This window comes from Streptomyces sp. NPDC046831 (assembly GCF_040645305.1).
In the GTDB taxonomy this organism is placed as follows: Bacteria; Actinomycetota; Actinomycetes; order Streptomycetales; family Streptomycetaceae; genus Streptomyces.
This window is the reverse complement of sequence record NZ_JBEYXZ010000023.1, coordinates 19,595-34,469: the sequence shown is the minus strand read 5'-3', so window position 1 is coordinate 34,469 and position 14,875 is coordinate 19,595. Positions and strand designations below refer to the sequence as shown.

Here is a 14,875-nt window from a genome sequence, read left to right as displayed (position 1 = left end):
CTGTCATGACATCCCAGAACCTGCTCGACCCCGGCTTCGAGCTGACCCTGCGCCCCATGCGCTACCCCGACTTCTACGAGCGCTACCGGGACGCCATCAAGAACACCTGGACCGTGGAGGAGGTCGACCTCCACTCGGACGTGGCCGACCTCGCGAAGCTCACGCCGGGCGAGCAGCACCTCATCGGCCGCCTGGTGGCCTTCTTCGCCACCGGTGACTCGATCGTCGCCAACAACCTGGTGCTGACGCTCTACAAGCACATCAACTCCCCCGAGGCGCGGCTGTACCTGAGCCGTCAGCTCTTCGAGGAGGCCGTGCACGTCCAGTTCTACCTGACCCTGCTGGACACCTACCTGCCCGATCCGGAGGACCGCGCGGCCGCGTTCGCGGCGGTGGAGAACATCCCCTCCATCCGCGAGAAGGCCGGCTTCTGCTTCCGGTGGATGGACTCGGTGGAGGAGATCGGCCGGCTTCGGACGGCATCGGACCGGCGCCGTTTCCTGCTCAACCTGATCTGCTTCGCGGCCTGCATCGAGGGCCTGTTCTTCTACGGCGCCTTCGCGTACGTCTACTGGTTCCGCAACCGGGGCCTGCTGCACGGGCTGGCGACCGGCACCAACTGGGTGTTCCGGGACGAGACCATGCACATGTCGTTCGCGTTCGACGTGGTGGACACCGTCCGCAAGGAGGAGCCGGAGCTGTTCGACGACGAGCTGCGGCAGCAGGTCACCGGCATGCTGCGGGAGGCCGTCGAGGCCGAGCTGCAGTTCGCGCGCGACCTGTGTGGTGACGGCCTCCCGGGCATGAACACCGACTCGATGCGGCAGTACCTGGAGTGTGTCGCCGACCAGCGCCTGGTGCGTCTGGGCTTCGCTCCGGTGTACGGCTCCGAGAACCCCTTCTCCTTCATGGAGCTCCAGGGCGTTCAGGAACTGACCAACTTCTTCGAGCGGCGTCCCTCGGCGTACCAGGTGGCGGTGGAGGGCACGGTCGAGCTGGACGAGGACTTCTGACTCCTCTCCGTCTCCCGGGCGCCCCGGTCCCCGCGGGCCGCCCGGGTCCCGCCGTCCCCGCCCGCCGTCCCGCCCGGGGAGGCGGCCCGGGCCTGCCTGGCCCGCTCGGCCTCCCTGATCCGCCGGTCGACGCGCCGGTCGTGCGCGATGCCGATCACGGACGGGGCGACCAGGAAGGCCAGGAGCCCGACGACGACGGCCATTCCGATGAGTCCTTGCAGCTGGTTGGTATCCATGGACACCACTGTCGGGTCGAGTGCTCCTGACCGGGAGTGGCAGGACTGCCGTAGTCCCTCGAATTCCTGCCAGTCATACGGCACACTGGCGGCATGTTGAAGAACGTGGCCGCCGTTGTCCTCGACGGTGTGCAGCCCTTCGAACTCGGTGTCGTCTGCGAGGTCTTCGGCAACGACCGCAGCGACGAGGGGCTTCCGGTGTACGACTTCGCCGTCGCCTCGGCCGAGGGACCCACCCTGGCCAGCCAGTGCGGGTTCACGCTGTCGACGCCGCACGGTCTGGAGCGGCTGGAGGAGGCCGACCTGATCGCCGTGCCGGCCGGCGACGCCTACACCTCCCGCAGCTATCCGCCCGAACTGCTCGACGCGCTGCGCCGGGCCGTGACGCGGGGCGCCCGGGTGCTCAGTGTCTGCTCGGGCGTCTTCGTGCTGGGTGCGGCCGGGCTGCTGGACGGGCGGCGCTGCACGGCGCACTGGCTGCACGCGCGGGAGCTCTCCGAGCGCTTCCCGCGGGCGGTCGTCGAGCCGGACGTGCTGTACGTCGACGAGGACCCCGTGATCACCTCCGCGGGCACCGCGGCCGGTATCGACGCCTGTCTGCACATCGTGCGCAAGGAGCAGGGGCCCGAGGTCGCCAACAGGATCGCCCGGCTCATGGTGGTGCCGCCGCACCGCGACGGCGGGCAGGCCCAGTACATCGAGCGGCCGCTGCCCAAGTCCTCGTGCGACACCGTGGGCGAGGTCCTCGTCTGGATGGAGGAGCACCTCGATCAGGAGGTCACCGTCGAGCAACTGGCGGCCCGTGCCCACATGTCGCCGCGCACCTTCGCGCGCCGCTTCCTGCAGGAGACGGGGACGACCCCCTACCGCTGGCTCCTGCGCCAGCGCGTGCTGCTGGCGCAGGAGCTGCTGGAGGCGACGGACGAGACGATGGACGCGATCGCGGCCCGCACCGGGCTCGGCACGGCGGCCGCGCTGCGCCATCAGTTCGTGCGGGTGCTTGCGACGACCCCGAACACCTACCGGCGCACGTTCCGCGGCCGCGAGGCCGTCTGACCGCGCGCCGGAGGCGCCCACCGCCGGTGCGGCGCACCGCTCCCGTAGCCGCACCGGACCGCGGCGTGGCCGCGCCCTCGGGCGCCGCGGGCGCCGGAGCGGACCGCCGCGCGGCGCGCCCCGGCGCCCGGAGGCGTCAGCGCGGCACGGGCTTCAGCAGCAGCCGGTGCGGACGGAGCGTGATGCCCACCCGGGGCGCGCCGTCCGAGCCGGGGGCCGGCTCCAGGCGGTAACCACGCGCCACCGCCGCCGTGATGAGGGTCAGTTGCGCCATGGAGAAGTGATCGCTGGGGCACTTGCGGTTGCCCACGCTGAACGGGCGCATCGCGTATTTCGGTACGTCCTTGGAGCGTTCGGGAAGCCACCGGTCGGGATCGAATGCGAGGTGGTCGGCATAGGATCGCGGATCGCGCTGGATCGCGTACGGACTGTAGATGATGTCCGAACCGGCCGGAATGCGATAGCCGCCGAGCTCGGTGTCCGTGACCGCGCGCCGGGTCAATACCCATACGGCCGGCCGCAAGCGCATCGCCTCGACGACGACATTGTTGGTGTGCGTGAGCCTGCGGACGTCGTCGAATCCGACCGGCCGACCACCGGTCACGGTTTCGACCTCGGCCCGGATGCGGTCCGCGTGTTCGGGGTGCTCGGCAAGTGCCTGGAGCAACCACATGACGGTGGATGCCACCGTTTCGCTGCCGGGGGTGAGTATCGCGACGACCTGGTCGTGGATCTCCTGCTCCCCGATGGGGTCGCCATTGTCGTCCTTCGCCTCCAGCAATGCCGTCAGCAAATCGTCCGGATTCCGACCGGATGCGCGCCGTTCCGCGACGATCTCGTCGACGAGGAGATGCAAATCGGCCAGAGCGCGGTTGAATTTGAGGTTGGCCGGCAGCGGCAGCCGGTACAGCGGTCCGAGCGGGACGACCATCCGCCGGTACATGCCCCGGAAGACGGTGGTCAGCGCCGTGCTCAGCCGCTCGGCCCGCTCGTCCATGTACTGGCCGCGCAGCAGGCACCGGGCCGCCATGCGGACGGCGACCCGGAAGGACTCCGAGGTGCAGTCGATCGTCTCCCCGGAGGCCCAGCGCGCGACCAGGGCGTGCGCCTCCTCCTCCATGATCGGCCCGTAGGCGGGGATGGCGTCGAGCCGGAAGGCGGGCTGGATGGTGCGCCGCTGGCGCCGGTGCAGCGGGCCGTTGGCCGTGGCCACGCCCTCCCTCCCGAGCAGGTCCTCCAGGGACTCCCACAGCGGGCCGGCGATGATGTAGTCGGCACTGAGCGCCACCGCCCCGGTGAGGGCGGGCGTGGTGACGGCGTACACCGTCTTGGGGCCGAGCCTGAGGCGCACGACGTCGCCGTGGTCGCGCAGCTGGGACATGTAGGCCAGCGGGTCGCGGGCCAGCTTCAGGCCGTGGCCGAGGAAGGGGACCGCGCCGCCGGCGACGGGCGGCTCGCGCAGCTCCGGCGCCGCTTCCCGCGGGCCGTCCTGCGGCGGGGCCGTTCCCGGTTCGGGAGAGGGGGACGTGGCGGAAGAATGGACGGTCATTTCTCACCTGCCGCTTCGTTGTTGACGTACGGGGGCGTGGACCGGTCGTCCCAGCTGTCGACCATGTAGCGGCCGGACTCGTGGTGGAACCAGTAGACCGAGCTGAACCAGTTCCGCATATTGCCGAGGCAGGCCCGGACCGCGCCGCTCAGTTCCTTTCCGCGTACCGTTCCGTCCGCGAGCCGGTCGGCGAAGAGCAATGCCTCCCGCTCGGCGTCCAGGAATTCGGATATGCATTCCTCGATCCGTCGGCGGAGGTCGGCGATGGCCGCCTCCAGACTCATTCCCTCGTGTTTGACGAGACTGATTCCGAGGTTGTGCACCTCGTCGCCGGCGATTTCCTTGGGAAGGGAGCACAGGTCGTTGTACCAGGCGGCGAATTCCTGACTCAGCAGTGCCGGTCGGCGGTATGCCGGATTCTTCCGCACGGCGTCGGGGAGTTCGCAGCCGGCACTCGGCTCCAGCAGGTCCGTCCAGATCCAGTGGGCAAAGGTCAGCCGGCGCAGCGCGAGGTATTCCCCGACCGTGGGGACCACGCCCTCGGTGCGATTGCGGAACTCCCGGTCGTAGGCGTCGATCACCGCGTGGAAGTGCCGGGCGAAGCGGGCGTTCCACGTCTGCGGGAGGAACGAGTACAGCCGCGACACGCTGTCCGCGAAGGCCGCGACCAGGGGATCCTCGTGGTGCAGGTGCGCCCCGGGTGAGTCCAGGGCCGTGTGCAGCGCCAGCCTGAGCCGCCGCCATGCGTCGGGCCGGCCGTGGACGATGTCGCGGTCGTGGCGGTCGTCCCAGACGAAGAACCACGCACTGTAGTCGGCGATCGCCTGGAGCACCTCGTCCGGGGCCCCGAGGTAGTACCCCGCCATGAGGTCGGTGTAGCACAGGCCGTCGGCGTGTTCCTCCACCTTGTCCGCCGGCATCAGCCGCTTTTCGAGCAGCCAGCAGCGGGTCTTCTCCTGAAGCCTGGGCCAATACGGATGCAGTCGCCTGGGAAACGCGACCTCGATCACCGGAAGAGCGAGTGACGGTGGGACCGCGACCGCCGTCGATGTGGTGCTGTGTGGGAAAGCTGGCACGAACAAACCCCTCTCAGCCGCCGGTGGCGCTCACCCCTGGTCTCGTGCCGGGCGCGCGCCGTCGCATATTCCCCGCACTCACCATTCAGCACCACAACTGACCACTGTGGGAACGGATTTGCTCCAATGACCATCCCCCGGTGCCGAGAATATCCTGATGTGTGGCTGATTATGAATCGAGAAGGCGCACAAAGAATCGAATACGACTGCACACACGCACGGCGCCCGGCCGGGAGGTTCCCGGCCGGGCGCCGTGTGAACGGGGCTCTCGCGCCCCGACTGCCGTCCCGCGCCTCAGTCGTTGGCGACGACGGGGTAGCGGGGCTCGTTCTCGGCCATCTGCCGCAGGGCGTCCTTGCGCTCGCGCTTGGACAGCCGGTCGATGTAGAGGTAGCCGTACAGGTGATCGGTCTCGTGCTGCAGGCACCGCGCGAAGTACCCCGTGCCACGCACCTTGACCGGGTTGCCCTTCTCGTCCTGGCCGGTGACCTCGGCGTAGTCGGGGCGGGCGAGCGGCGCGTAGGCGGTCGGCACGGACAGGCAGCCCTCGTTGCTGTCGTCCAGGCGGCGCCGGTCGGCGGGCAGATCGACGAGCTTGGGGTTGCAGACCACGCCGACGTGCCGGACGCCCTCGTCGTCCATGCAGTCGTAGACGAAGACCTTCAGGTCGACGCCGATCTGGTTGGCGGCGAGCCCGACGCCCTCGGCGGTGCGCTGGCTGGCGAACATGTCGGCGACCAGCTGCTGCAGCTCGTCGCCGAACTCGGTGACGTCCTTGCACTCCTTGTGCAGCACCGGATTCCCGACGACCGTGATCGGCCGCGAGGTGCCGCGCTCGCGCCAGGCGGTCTCGCGCTCCTCGCAGTCCTCCGTGTCGACGACGTAGCCCTCGTCGTCGACGGGGAGCACGCCCGCGTGCTGCTGATCGGTGTCCTGCTGCGCCATGACCGACGTATGCCTTCCTGCAAGCCTGAGAAACTTCGCGTGTACAGCCTAAAGGGGGCGGCCCGGCACCGGGGTCCGGCAGGCCTCAGCAGACCTCTTCGAGGTCCCGCCAGTCCCTGGAGTCGGGGCTGTCCGCGACCCAGCCGTCCAGCAGGCCCCGCACCAGCGAGGAGGGCGCCGCGATGCCGCACTCCCGCTCGGGCACCCACAGCTGACCGTCCGTGCGGTGGCCGAGCGGACCCGGCTGGCCCGGCTCGCTGTGGTCGTGCGGGTCGAGGTGCTCGCCGTCGCCCTCGTCGGACGGCATCCGCGACTCCGAGCACATCCGGCACAGCAGCCGTACGGAGGACGACCAGTCCTCGGCGGCGAAGCCGGCGTCGGCGGCGAGCTGCTCCAGGGCGTCCCGGTCGGCCTCGGTGGCGGCCTCCAGCAGCACCACCCAGGTGGGCACGGGCGAGGGCGCCCACAGCTCGATCTCGTCGAAGACGGGGTAGGTGTGCCCGGCGGCCGTGGTCCGCTCGCCGTGGGGCACACCGTCGTGCAGCACGACCTCGCCCCAGCGCCGCCCGGAGGACGGCAGCGGGATGGACAGCACCTCCATCCGGGCCGGGTCGAGCCGGCGCCCCCAGACGACCTCGGCCTCCCCCTCCGGGGACAGCCGCACCGCGGCGCTGCCCAGCTCCATGCCGAGCGGCTCCCCGGCCGCGGCCGCGCCGCCGGGGACCTTGAGCCCGTAGGCCTGCCAGGCCCGCCGGGCCAGGGGCCAGTCCTGCAGAGCGGTGGCCGCGATGCCGACGTTCCACCAGTCGGGCGCCCCGGTCTCCTTCTCGAGCAGCGCCACGGCCCGCAGACCCGCGGCCCTGGCCTGCTCCCAGTCGTGCCGGAACTTGTGCAGCAGGGCCAGGTTGAACCAGGACTCCGACAGCCAGGGCTCCAGGTCGGCCGCGCGCGTCAGCAGCGCGCCCGCGTCCTCGTACCGGCCGTCACCGATCAGGGTGAACGCCCGGTCGGTGGCCTGCCGCCAGGAGGCGGAGGGCCGGTGCCGTCCCTTGCCGAAGATCCTCACGATTCCCGCCTGCCAGTTCCGTTCAGTGGGCTGGCTTCGCCCCCGGACACCCTTCCTTGGCATCCAACCACGTGCGGCTGGAAGGACGCTCATTACCCATGGGTTACCCAGCCCCGGGCACCGTCAGACCGCCCGGTCCGGCGCCCGCCGCCCTCGGCCGGCGTCTCCGCGGCACCGGGCGGCCGCCCGAACTCCCAGCGGGCCGGGCCGTCCTGCCGGGCGAGCACCCGGGCCAGCGACTCCACCACCTCGGGCGCGTAGTCGCCCGCGGTGCCCAGCCGCAGCTCCTCCAGCGCCGTCAGCGGCCCGCCCGGGCCGGCGTTCCGCGCCTTCTCGTCGTAGGCGTTGACCGTCCGCACGATCCGCGCGGGCAGCGGCTGTTCCCGGCAGGGGTCGGCCTGCCGCTCCACCACCACGGCGACGGCCGGGTCGACCCCGGTCTGCCGGACGACGGCCCCGCCGAGCAGCGCGATGCGGCGCTGCTCCTCGGCGGGCAGAGCGGCGGTGGCCCCCGACGGCACCGGGTCGACCAGGCTGAGCTGTCCGATGTCGTGCATGAGGGCGGCGTACTCCAGCACGGTCAGCTCGGGCTCGGCGAGGCCCAGGTCGCGGCCCACGGCCCGGCTGAGGGCCGCGACCCGCCGGGCGTGCCCGGCCGGGGTGTACCCGGCGACCTCGGTGGCCCGGGCGAGCGAGGCGATGGTCTGCCGGTAGGTGGCCCGCACAGCGGCGTACCGGCGGTAGGACAGCTGCGTCAGCAGCAGCGGCAGGCAGAACACGGGCAGGGCCCACAGGCCGACGACGGCGACCGCGAGGGCCATGACGGCGCCCGTCGCGCACACCGCCGAGCCGATCCCGAGCAGCCCCCGCAGCTCCTCGCGCAGCAGCGGGCCGAACGGCCAGCGGGTACGGCTGTGCGCCAGCGCGGCGCCGAGCACGGCGTCGCACAGGGCGGTGAGCCCGAGGAGCGCCAGCACGAGCACGGTGTAAGCGGTTCCCTGCCAGGTCCCGAAGACCCCGCGGTCGTGCAGCGGCTGGAAGCAGACGGCGGTGAAGCCCACCGTGAGCGTCCGCCGCACCAGGTGGTCCAGCGACGGGCTGTGCCCCCGCGCGATGTGCGGCACGCTGCCGAGGACGGAGGCGACGAGCACGACGGCGACGACCTGGCAGGCACCGTGCTGGGTGGGCCGTCCGCCGTCGTCCCCCAGCAGCGCGTACGCCATCGCGCCCGCGGCCCCCAGCGGCGCGGTCTCCCGCATGTCGGCCCCGGTCCACCGGGTGAGCTCCCCGACGAGCACGAGCAGTCCGAAGGCGAGGGCGGCGCCGCGTTCCTCGAGTCCGCCCCAGAGGGTGTGCCCGAGGCAGACGAGGGCGAGGAGGAGGGCGCAGGCGCGGATGAGGAATCCCGGGACCGGCCGGGTCATCGGCGTGCTTCCTGCGGTCCGGACCGCCGGCCGCCGGGGACGGGGCGCCGCACCGCGGGCGTCTCCTCCTCGGCGGTGACCGCCGGGTGCCAGCCGTGCCGGCCGAGCGCCCGCTCCAGTGCCGTGACCATCCGCGGGTCGAACTGGGCGCCGGCGCATCGCTGGAGCTCCTCCAGCGCGGCCGGGACCGGCCGGGCCCGGCGGTAGGAGCGGGTGGACGTCATCGCGTCGAAGGCGTCGGCGACGGCCACGACCCGCGCGCACTCGGGGATCTGACCGCCCGCCAGCCCGTACGGGTAGCCGCTCCCGTCCAGCCGCTCGTGGTGGTGCAGGATGGCCGACCGGGCCTCCCCGAGGAAGGAGATGCCCCGCACCATCTCGTGTCCGTACTCCGGGTGCAGCTCGATGACCCGCCGCTCCTCGGGGGTGAGCGGGCCGTCCTTGCGCAGCAGCCGGGTGGGCACCCCCAGCTTGCCGACGTCGTGCAGGATCCCGGCGAACCTCAGCACCTCGACGCGCTCGTCGTCCAGGCCCAGCTCGCGCGCGATCATGACGGAGGCCTGACCGACCCGCTCGCTGTGCCCGCGGGTGTAGCCGTCCTTGATGTCGACGGCCTGGACCAGCGCGCGGATCGTGGCCTGGTGGGCGGCCCGCTCGCGGTGGTACTGCCCGTACACCCACCACGACACGCACATCGGCAGCAGGACGAACAGGGCGGCGACCGGCCCGTACGGGCTGCGCCACAGCACGGCCATCATCAGCCCCGCGAGCCCGTGCACCGCCAGCGGCGCGAGCGAGCGCAGGAAGAGCCCCCGCCAGGCCCGCCGCACCGGCACGCGCTCGGCGAGCGCGAGGATCCCGCCGTCCAGCAGCGTCAGCGCCAGGCAGAACGCCGCCACGGCGGCCCCGGCGGGCAGGAGCGCGTAGGGGACGTCGGAGTCCATGACGGCGTCCCGTCCGCCGAGCGCCCAGTGCACCCGGGCGGCCGTCCACACGGCGAGGGAGAGCTGGGCCGCCCGCCAGACGCGCCGCAGCGCCTCGGGCCGGCGGCCGGCCCGGGCGAGGAGGGCCCCCGGCAGCGGGACGAGGGCGGCCGCGGCAGGGGGCAGCAGGAAGGCCGCGGCCAGCAGGACCGGATAGAAGGTCCCGCCGAAGCGCCGGCGGGCGAGCTGCTCGCCGGCGGCGTAGACCACGGCGAGCAGGACGATCACCCACCAGGGGGTGCGCGGCGCCGGCATCGCCACCACGCACGGCAGGACGCCGAGCACGGCGCACACGACGTACGCGCGTGCCCGCCGTGGCACAGCCTCCATGACGCCCCTCCCCCGGTGCAGCCGGTCCAGGGCTTGGGAGCCTAGGGCCGGCAGGGGGGAGCCGGCGGGCCGATAACCCGCGAATTAGCACATTCGGGTGACGGCTTGGCCCGCCCGGACGAGGGCGCGGGATGCGGTCAGGACTCCTGCGGGGTCTTCGGCGCCTCGGCCATGTCCCGCTCGGGCGCGGTCTGCCCGGAGCGGATCAGCTCGATGCGCCCCATGACCTTGGCGCGGAGGTCGGCGGGCACGTCGTCATGCCCGCAGCACCGCTTGACCAGCTTCTTCACGGCCTGTTCCAGGCCGTACTTCTCGAGGCACGGTGAGCACTCCTCGAAGTGGTGCTCGAACTTGGTGCGATCGACTTCCGGCATCTCACTGTCGAGGAACTCGTACAGGTGATCGAGCACCTCACTGCAGTCCGTCTCGTGCGGCTCTCCGCAGCTCATGAGCCCGAGCCTTTCGCTTCGTTCGACTCGCCGGCGCCGGCCGGGACCAGCCCGCGCTCACGGGCGTAGTCCTCGAGCATGCCGCGCAGCTGACGGCGGCCCCGGTGCAGCCGGGACATCACCGTACCGATGGGGGTCCCCATGATGTCCGCGATCTCCTTGTACGCAAAGCCCTCGACGTCCGCGAGATACACGGCGATGCGGAATTCCTCGGGGATCGCCTGGAGCGCCGCCTTCACGTCCGAGTCGGGCAGGTGGTCGAGCGCCTGCGACTCGGCGGAGCGCAGACCGGTCGACATGTGCGACTCGGCGCGGGCAAGCTGCCAGTCCTCGATCTCCTCCGCCGCGCTGCGCTGGGGTTCGCGCTGCTTCTTGCGGTAGGAGTTGATGAACGTGTTCGTGAGGATCCGGTACATCCACGCCTTGAGGTTGGTGCCCTCGCGGAACTGGTGGAAGGACGCGTACGCCTTGGCGTAGGTCTCCTGCACCAGGTCCTCGGCGTCGGCCGGATTGCGCGTCATGCGCAGCGCGGCCGAGTACATCTGGTCGAGGAACTCGAGCGCGTCCCGCTCGAAGCGCGCGCTGCGCTCGGCGGTCGACTCCGTGCCCGTGCCGCGGCCCTCGGGCTGCTCCGCCTGGCCGTTGTCGGTCCCTGCGTCGGTCCCAGTGACCGGACCCACCTCCTCCGATGCCGTCGTAAGACCGAAATCGGTCCCACTGGAATCGGAGGATAGACGACCTGCGGTCAAAGACGCCTGCCAATCCGGTCCGCCCGCCGCCCGGACAGGGGCGGTCCTCGCCGCGGGCAGCACTGTCCACTCAAGATCAGCGCGGCTGCTGCGGCTCGGGCAGAAGATCGAACCCATGCGGCCGACTTCCTCTCCTACGACGTCGTGCTGGTCGCCAGCACGTGCGTCCGGCTCAACAGCAGGCGGGCGCCGGGCATTCCCCGCCGTCACCCGAGTGACACGGCCCACTGGGCGACGCCCTCGACGACGACCTCCAGCGCCCGCTCCTGGGTGACGCCGGCCCGCTTCGGCACGGCGAGACCGTGGTCGGCGGACGGCACCTCGATCAGCTCGTACGGGCCTTCGGGGAACTCCTCCGGCCGCCCGAACGGGTCGTTGCCGCCCTGGACGACGAGGGTCGGCACCCCGGCCGCGAGCAGTTCCCCGGCGCGGGACCTCTCGGGCCGGCCCGGCGGATGCAGCGGGAAGCTCAGGGCCAGGACGGCGTGCGCGCCGAGCTCCGTCGCCGTGCGGCAGGCGACCCGGGCGCCGGCGCTGCGGCCCCCCGAGACCACCGGCAGGCCGGTCCGCGCGAGCGCGGGCCACAGGCCGCGCCAGCCGGTGTCCAGCGTCTTCGGCGCGGGGGCGACCTTCCTGCCGGCCACGCGCCAGGGCTGCTCGACGAGCGCGACGGTCACCCCGCGCGGGGGCAGCGCGTGCGCCAGGGCCCTCAGGTCGCGTGCCTCGATGCCGCCGCCGGCGCCGTGGCCGACGGCGAGCACCATGCGTGCTCCGGGGGCCGTGTGCCAGGTGACGCGGGCGGTCCCGGCGTCCGTCTCGATGGTCTCGGTGGGTGCGTCCGTCGCGTGCGTCACATCAGAAGAGTGTGCCCTCTTCCGGCGCCGCGAGCTCCTTGAGCAGCTCGGGGCCGTTGTTGCGGACGTCACTGACGGCCGTGGCGACGGGATAGGCCCGCATCAGGCCGGGCGGCGGGGGCACCAGGAGCCCGCGCAGCTCGTCGACGTCCGTCCGGGCCGGGTCCAGCCAGGCGTCCCAGCGGTCCGGCGTCAGCATCAGCGGCATGCGGGGGTGGATGTCGGCCAGCGAGCCGGGGCCCTCGGCGGGCGCCACCGCGAGCGGGGTCCGCTCGGCCTCCGTCGTGATCACCGAACAGGTCGCCCACCATGCCCGGGGGTGGTCGTCCGGCAGCGTCCGGTCCCGCCAGAACTCGTAGAGCCCCGCCATGGCGAACACCGACCCGTCGGCCGGGGTCACGAAGTACGGCTGTTTGCGCGGCCGCTTCCGGCGCCCCTCGACCTCCAGCTCCCGCTCCTGCGGGCCGGTGACCCACTCGTAGTAGCCGTCGGCGGGCAGGACGCAGCGCCGGGCGGCGAAGGGGCGGCGGAAGGACGGCTTCTCGTGGACGCTCTCGGCCCGGGCGTTGATCATCCGCGCGGCCCCCTCGGGGGACTTCGCCCAGGAGGGCACCAGGCCCCACCGCAGCTTCCGCAGCTGCCGGACCGGGCGCCTGTCGGCGGCGTCCCTCAGGGGGCGCTCCAGGACCGCGTGGACCTCCTTCGTCGGAGCCACGTTGTAGTCGGGGGCCGGCGTCTCCTCCGGCTCCCACTTCTCGGTCTCGAAGACCGATGCGAGATCCTCGGGTCCGCGACTCGCTGCATACCGTCCGCACATGCGTGCAACACTGCCAGGCCCGCCCGTCACCCGGCCACCGCCTTCGCGTGACGGGCGCCCATCCGCCCGACCGCCCGGTCCGGCACGAGCGACACGAGGAGCCAGCCGACGACCATGGACAGCACCGCATCCATCGCGCTGCCCGGCCTCTGGGACCGGCTGGTGGGCACCCAGCCGCGACCCGAGCTGTGGATGGTGATCGCCACCCTGGCCGCCGCAACCGCCGTCGTCCTCCCGCACACCCTGTGGCGCGTCTCCCGCAACGCCATCACCATCGCCCACGAGGGCGGTCACGGGCTGGTGGCGCTGCTGACGGGCCGCACCCTGACGGGCATACGCCTGCACTCCGACACCAGCGGCCTGACCGTCAGCCGCGGCAAGCCGTACGGCGCCGGCATGATCCTCACGGCGGCCGCCGGCTACACCGCTCCGCCGCTGCTCGGCCTGGGCGGCGCGGCCCTGCTCGCCGAGGGCCGCCTCACGCTGCTGCTGTGGGTGGCCACGGCGCTGCTGCTGGTGATGCTGGTGATGATCCGCAACGCCTACGGCGCGTTGACGGTCGTCCTGACCGGCGGCACCTTCCTGCTGGTCTCGTGGCTGGCCGGGCCCCAGGTGCAGGCGGCGTTCGCCTACGCCGTGGTCTGGTTCCTGCTGCTCGGCGGGGTGCGCCCGGCCTTCGAGCTGCAGGTCAAGCGGGCCCGCGGCGACGCGGGCGACTCCGACGCGGACCAGCTGGCGCGGCTGACGCAGGCGCCGGCGGCGGTGTGGCTGTTCCTGTTCCACGCCGTGTCGCTGTGCTCGCTGATCGGCGGCGGGCGGTGGCTGCTGAAGCTGTGAGGGCCGGCGCGCCGGCGCGCGCCACGGCGCCGGCCCCGGGCCGCCGGACGCGGGGCCTCCGGGCGTGCGGGCGGCGGCGTGCCGGGTCCAGAAGGGGTTCCGCCGTCCCCGGTCAAAATCTCGGCTCCGCGCCAGCCACTAAAGTGGGGCCATGGCCGCTAACCCCGCACCCACCGCCCTCTGGCCCGCCCCGCACGCGAGCGGAGCCGTCGACGCGACGGTCCACGTGCCCGGGTCCAAGTCGGTCACCAACCGCGCCCTGGTGCTCGCCGCCCTCGCCTCGGAACCGGGCTGGCTGCGCCGCCCGCTGCGCTCCCGCGACACGCTGCTCATGGCGGACGGCCTGCGGGCGATGGGCGTGGGCATCGAGGAGACCGTGTCCTCCAGCTCCGGTGCGGGCGCCTCGGGCGAGGCGTGGCGTGTGATCCCGGCGAGCCTGCGGGGGCCGGCCGCGGTCCACGTCGGCAACGCGGGCACCGTCATGCGCTTCCTGCCGCCGGTCGCCACGCTGGCCGACGGCCCCGTCCGCTTCGACGGCGACCCGAGGTCGCACGAGCGCCCCCTGCACGGCGTCATCGACGCGCTGCGGGTGCTGGGCGCCCGGATCGACGACGACGGCCGCGGCGCGCTGCCGCTGACCGTGCACGGCAGCGGCGGGCTGGACGGCGGGCGGGTCGAGATCGACGCCTCCTCCTCGTCCCAGTTCGTCAGCGCCCTGCTGCTGTCCGCCCCGCGCTACAACCAGGGCGTCGAGGTCCGTCACGTCGGCTCGGCGCTGCCGTCCATGCCGCACATCCGGATGACCGTCGACATGCTGCGCGCGGTCGGCGCCCAGGTCGACACCCCCGAGTCGGGCGGCGAGCCGAACGTCTGGCGGGTCACCCCGGGCGCGCTGCTCGGCCGGGACCTGACCGTCGAGCCCGACCTGTCCAACGCGCAGCCGTTCCTGGCGGCGGCGCTGGTGACCGGCGGCAAGGTCGTCGTCCCGGACTGGCCGGCCCGGACGACCCAGCCGGGTGACCGGCTGCGGGAGATCTTCACCGAGATGGGCGGTTCCTGCGAACTGACCGAGTACGGCCTGCAGTTCACCGGTTCGGGAGCCGTCCACGGCATCGATGTCGACCTCGGCGAGGTCGGCGAGCTGACGCCGGGCATCGCGGCGGTCGCCGCCCTCGCGGACTCGCCGTCCACCCTGCGGGGCGTGGCGCACCTGCGGCTGCACGAGACCGACCGCCTCGCCGCCCTGACCAAGGAGATCAACGAACTGGGCGGTGACGTCACGGAGACCGCGGACGGCCTGCACATCCGCCCGCGCCCGCTGCACGGCGGCGTCTTCCACACCTACGAGGACCACCGCATGGCGACGGCCGGCGCGGTCATCGGCCTGGCCGTCGAGGGCGTGCGGATCGAGAACGTGGCGACGACCGCGAAGACCCTGCCGGACTTCCCCGAGCTGTGGACCGGGATGCTCGGGAGCGACAGGGCGTAGGG

General features: G+C 72.6%; 15 protein-coding genes. 4 read left to right on the top strand and 11 right to left on the bottom strand.

From position 1 onward, the window contains the following. Window positions 1-5: 5 nt before the first annotated feature. On the top strand, window positions 6-1,013 hold the full coding sequence (locus ABZ920_RS20010; protein ID WP_361506408.1) for a ribonucleotide-diphosphate reductase subunit beta: 1,008 nt from the start codon (window positions 6-8) through the stop codon (window positions 1,011-1,013). On the opposite strand, the gene ABZ920_RS20005 is transcribed toward ABZ920_RS20010, so the two are convergent. Continuing rightward, window positions 926-1,249 (bottom strand): hypothetical protein, encoded by a 324-nt coding sequence (locus tag ABZ920_RS20005; RefSeq protein ID WP_361506405.1) that lies wholly within the window; start codon window positions 1,247-1,249, stop codon window positions 926-928. The two genes, ABZ920_RS20010 and ABZ920_RS20005, sit on opposite strands and share 88 nt — an antisense overlap. 93 nt (window positions 1,250-1,342) lie before the next feature. On the opposite strand from ABZ920_RS20005, the gene ABZ920_RS20000 reads away from it, so the two are divergent. Beyond that, on the top strand, window positions 1,343-2,305 hold the full coding sequence (locus ABZ920_RS20000) for a helix-turn-helix domain-containing protein (protein WP_361506402.1): 963 nt from the start codon (window positions 1,343-1,345) through the stop codon (window positions 2,303-2,305). A gap of 136 nt (window positions 2,306-2,441) precedes the next feature. On the opposite strand, the gene ABZ920_RS19995 is transcribed toward ABZ920_RS20000, so the two are convergent. The 10 genes from ABZ920_RS19995 to ABZ920_RS19950 form a co-directional block, all read right to left on the bottom strand. Further along, window positions 2,442-3,854 carry a cytochrome P450 gene (locus tag ABZ920_RS19995; protein WP_361506399.1) on the bottom strand — a complete coding sequence of 471 codons (1,413 nt, stop codon included), beginning with the start codon at window positions 3,852-3,854 and terminating at the stop codon, window positions 2,442-2,444. Then, complete coding sequence (gene cyc1 / locus ABZ920_RS19990) at window positions 3,851-4,930, bottom strand: epi-isozizaene synthase (RefSeq protein WP_361506396.1); 1,080 nt, start codon at window positions 4,928-4,930, stop codon at window positions 3,851-3,853. The genes ABZ920_RS19995 and cyc1 overlap by 4 nt, the downstream gene beginning before the upstream one ends. 294 nt (window positions 4,931-5,224) lie before the next feature. Further along, window positions 5,225-5,875, bottom strand: a complete 651-nt coding sequence (gene def / locus ABZ920_RS19985; RefSeq protein ID WP_361506393.1) for a peptide deformylase — start codon at window positions 5,873-5,875, stop codon at window positions 5,225-5,227. Window positions 5,876-5,960: 85 nt separating this feature from the next. Further along, window positions 5,961-6,941: a hypothetical protein gene (locus tag ABZ920_RS19980; protein WP_361506390.1), complete on the bottom strand. Its 981-nt coding sequence runs from the start codon at window positions 6,939-6,941 to the stop codon at window positions 5,961-5,963. Between the two features lie 92 nt (window positions 6,942-7,033). Beyond that, on the bottom strand, window positions 7,034-8,365 hold the full coding sequence (locus ABZ920_RS19975) for an HD domain-containing protein (RefSeq protein ID WP_361506387.1): 1,332 nt from the start codon (window positions 8,363-8,365) through the stop codon (window positions 7,034-7,036). Beyond that, window positions 8,362-9,678 carry an HD-GYP domain-containing protein gene (locus tag ABZ920_RS19970; RefSeq protein WP_361506384.1) on the bottom strand — a complete coding sequence of 439 codons (1,317 nt, stop codon included), beginning with the start codon at window positions 9,676-9,678 and terminating at the stop codon, window positions 8,362-8,364. Before ABZ920_RS19970 ends, ABZ920_RS19975 begins: the two co-directional genes overlap by 4 nt. A 137-nt stretch (window positions 9,679-9,815) precedes the next feature. Then, window positions 9,816-10,127: a mycothiol system anti-sigma-R factor gene (gene rsrA / locus ABZ920_RS19965; RefSeq protein WP_361506381.1), complete on the bottom strand. Its 312-nt coding sequence runs from the start codon at window positions 10,125-10,127 to the stop codon at window positions 9,816-9,818. After that, a complete protein-coding gene (sigR, locus tag ABZ920_RS19960; protein ID WP_361506378.1) occupies window positions 10,124-10,807 on the bottom strand; it encodes an RNA polymerase sigma factor SigR in 684 nt (227 codons plus the stop codon). Before sigR ends, rsrA begins: the two co-directional genes overlap by 4 nt. Window positions 10,808-11,082: 275 nt before the next feature. Then, window positions 11,083-11,730, bottom strand: coding sequence for an alpha/beta family hydrolase (locus ABZ920_RS19955; protein ID WP_361506375.1), 648 nt, complete (start codon window positions 11,728-11,730; stop codon window positions 11,083-11,085). Between the two features lies 1 nt (window position 11,731). Further along, window positions 11,732-12,547, bottom strand: a complete 816-nt coding sequence (locus ABZ920_RS19950) for an SOS response-associated peptidase (protein WP_361506372.1) — start codon at window positions 12,545-12,547, stop codon at window positions 11,732-11,734. A gap of 114 nt (window positions 12,548-12,661) precedes the next feature. On the opposite strand from ABZ920_RS19950, the gene ABZ920_RS19945 reads away from it, so the two are divergent. Both ABZ920_RS19945 and aroA read left to right on the top strand, forming a co-directional pair. Then, window positions 12,662-13,384 carry a M50 family metallopeptidase gene (locus ABZ920_RS19945; RefSeq protein WP_361506369.1) on the top strand — a complete coding sequence of 241 codons (723 nt, stop codon included), beginning with the start codon at window positions 12,662-12,664 and terminating at the stop codon, window positions 13,382-13,384. Window positions 13,385-13,535: 151 nt separating this feature from the next. Next, window positions 13,536-14,873: a 3-phosphoshikimate 1-carboxyvinyltransferase gene (gene aroA, locus ABZ920_RS19940; RefSeq protein ID WP_361506367.1), complete on the top strand. Its 1,338-nt coding sequence runs from the start codon at window positions 13,536-13,538 to the stop codon at window positions 14,871-14,873. Window positions 14,874-14,875 lie beyond the last annotated feature (2 nt).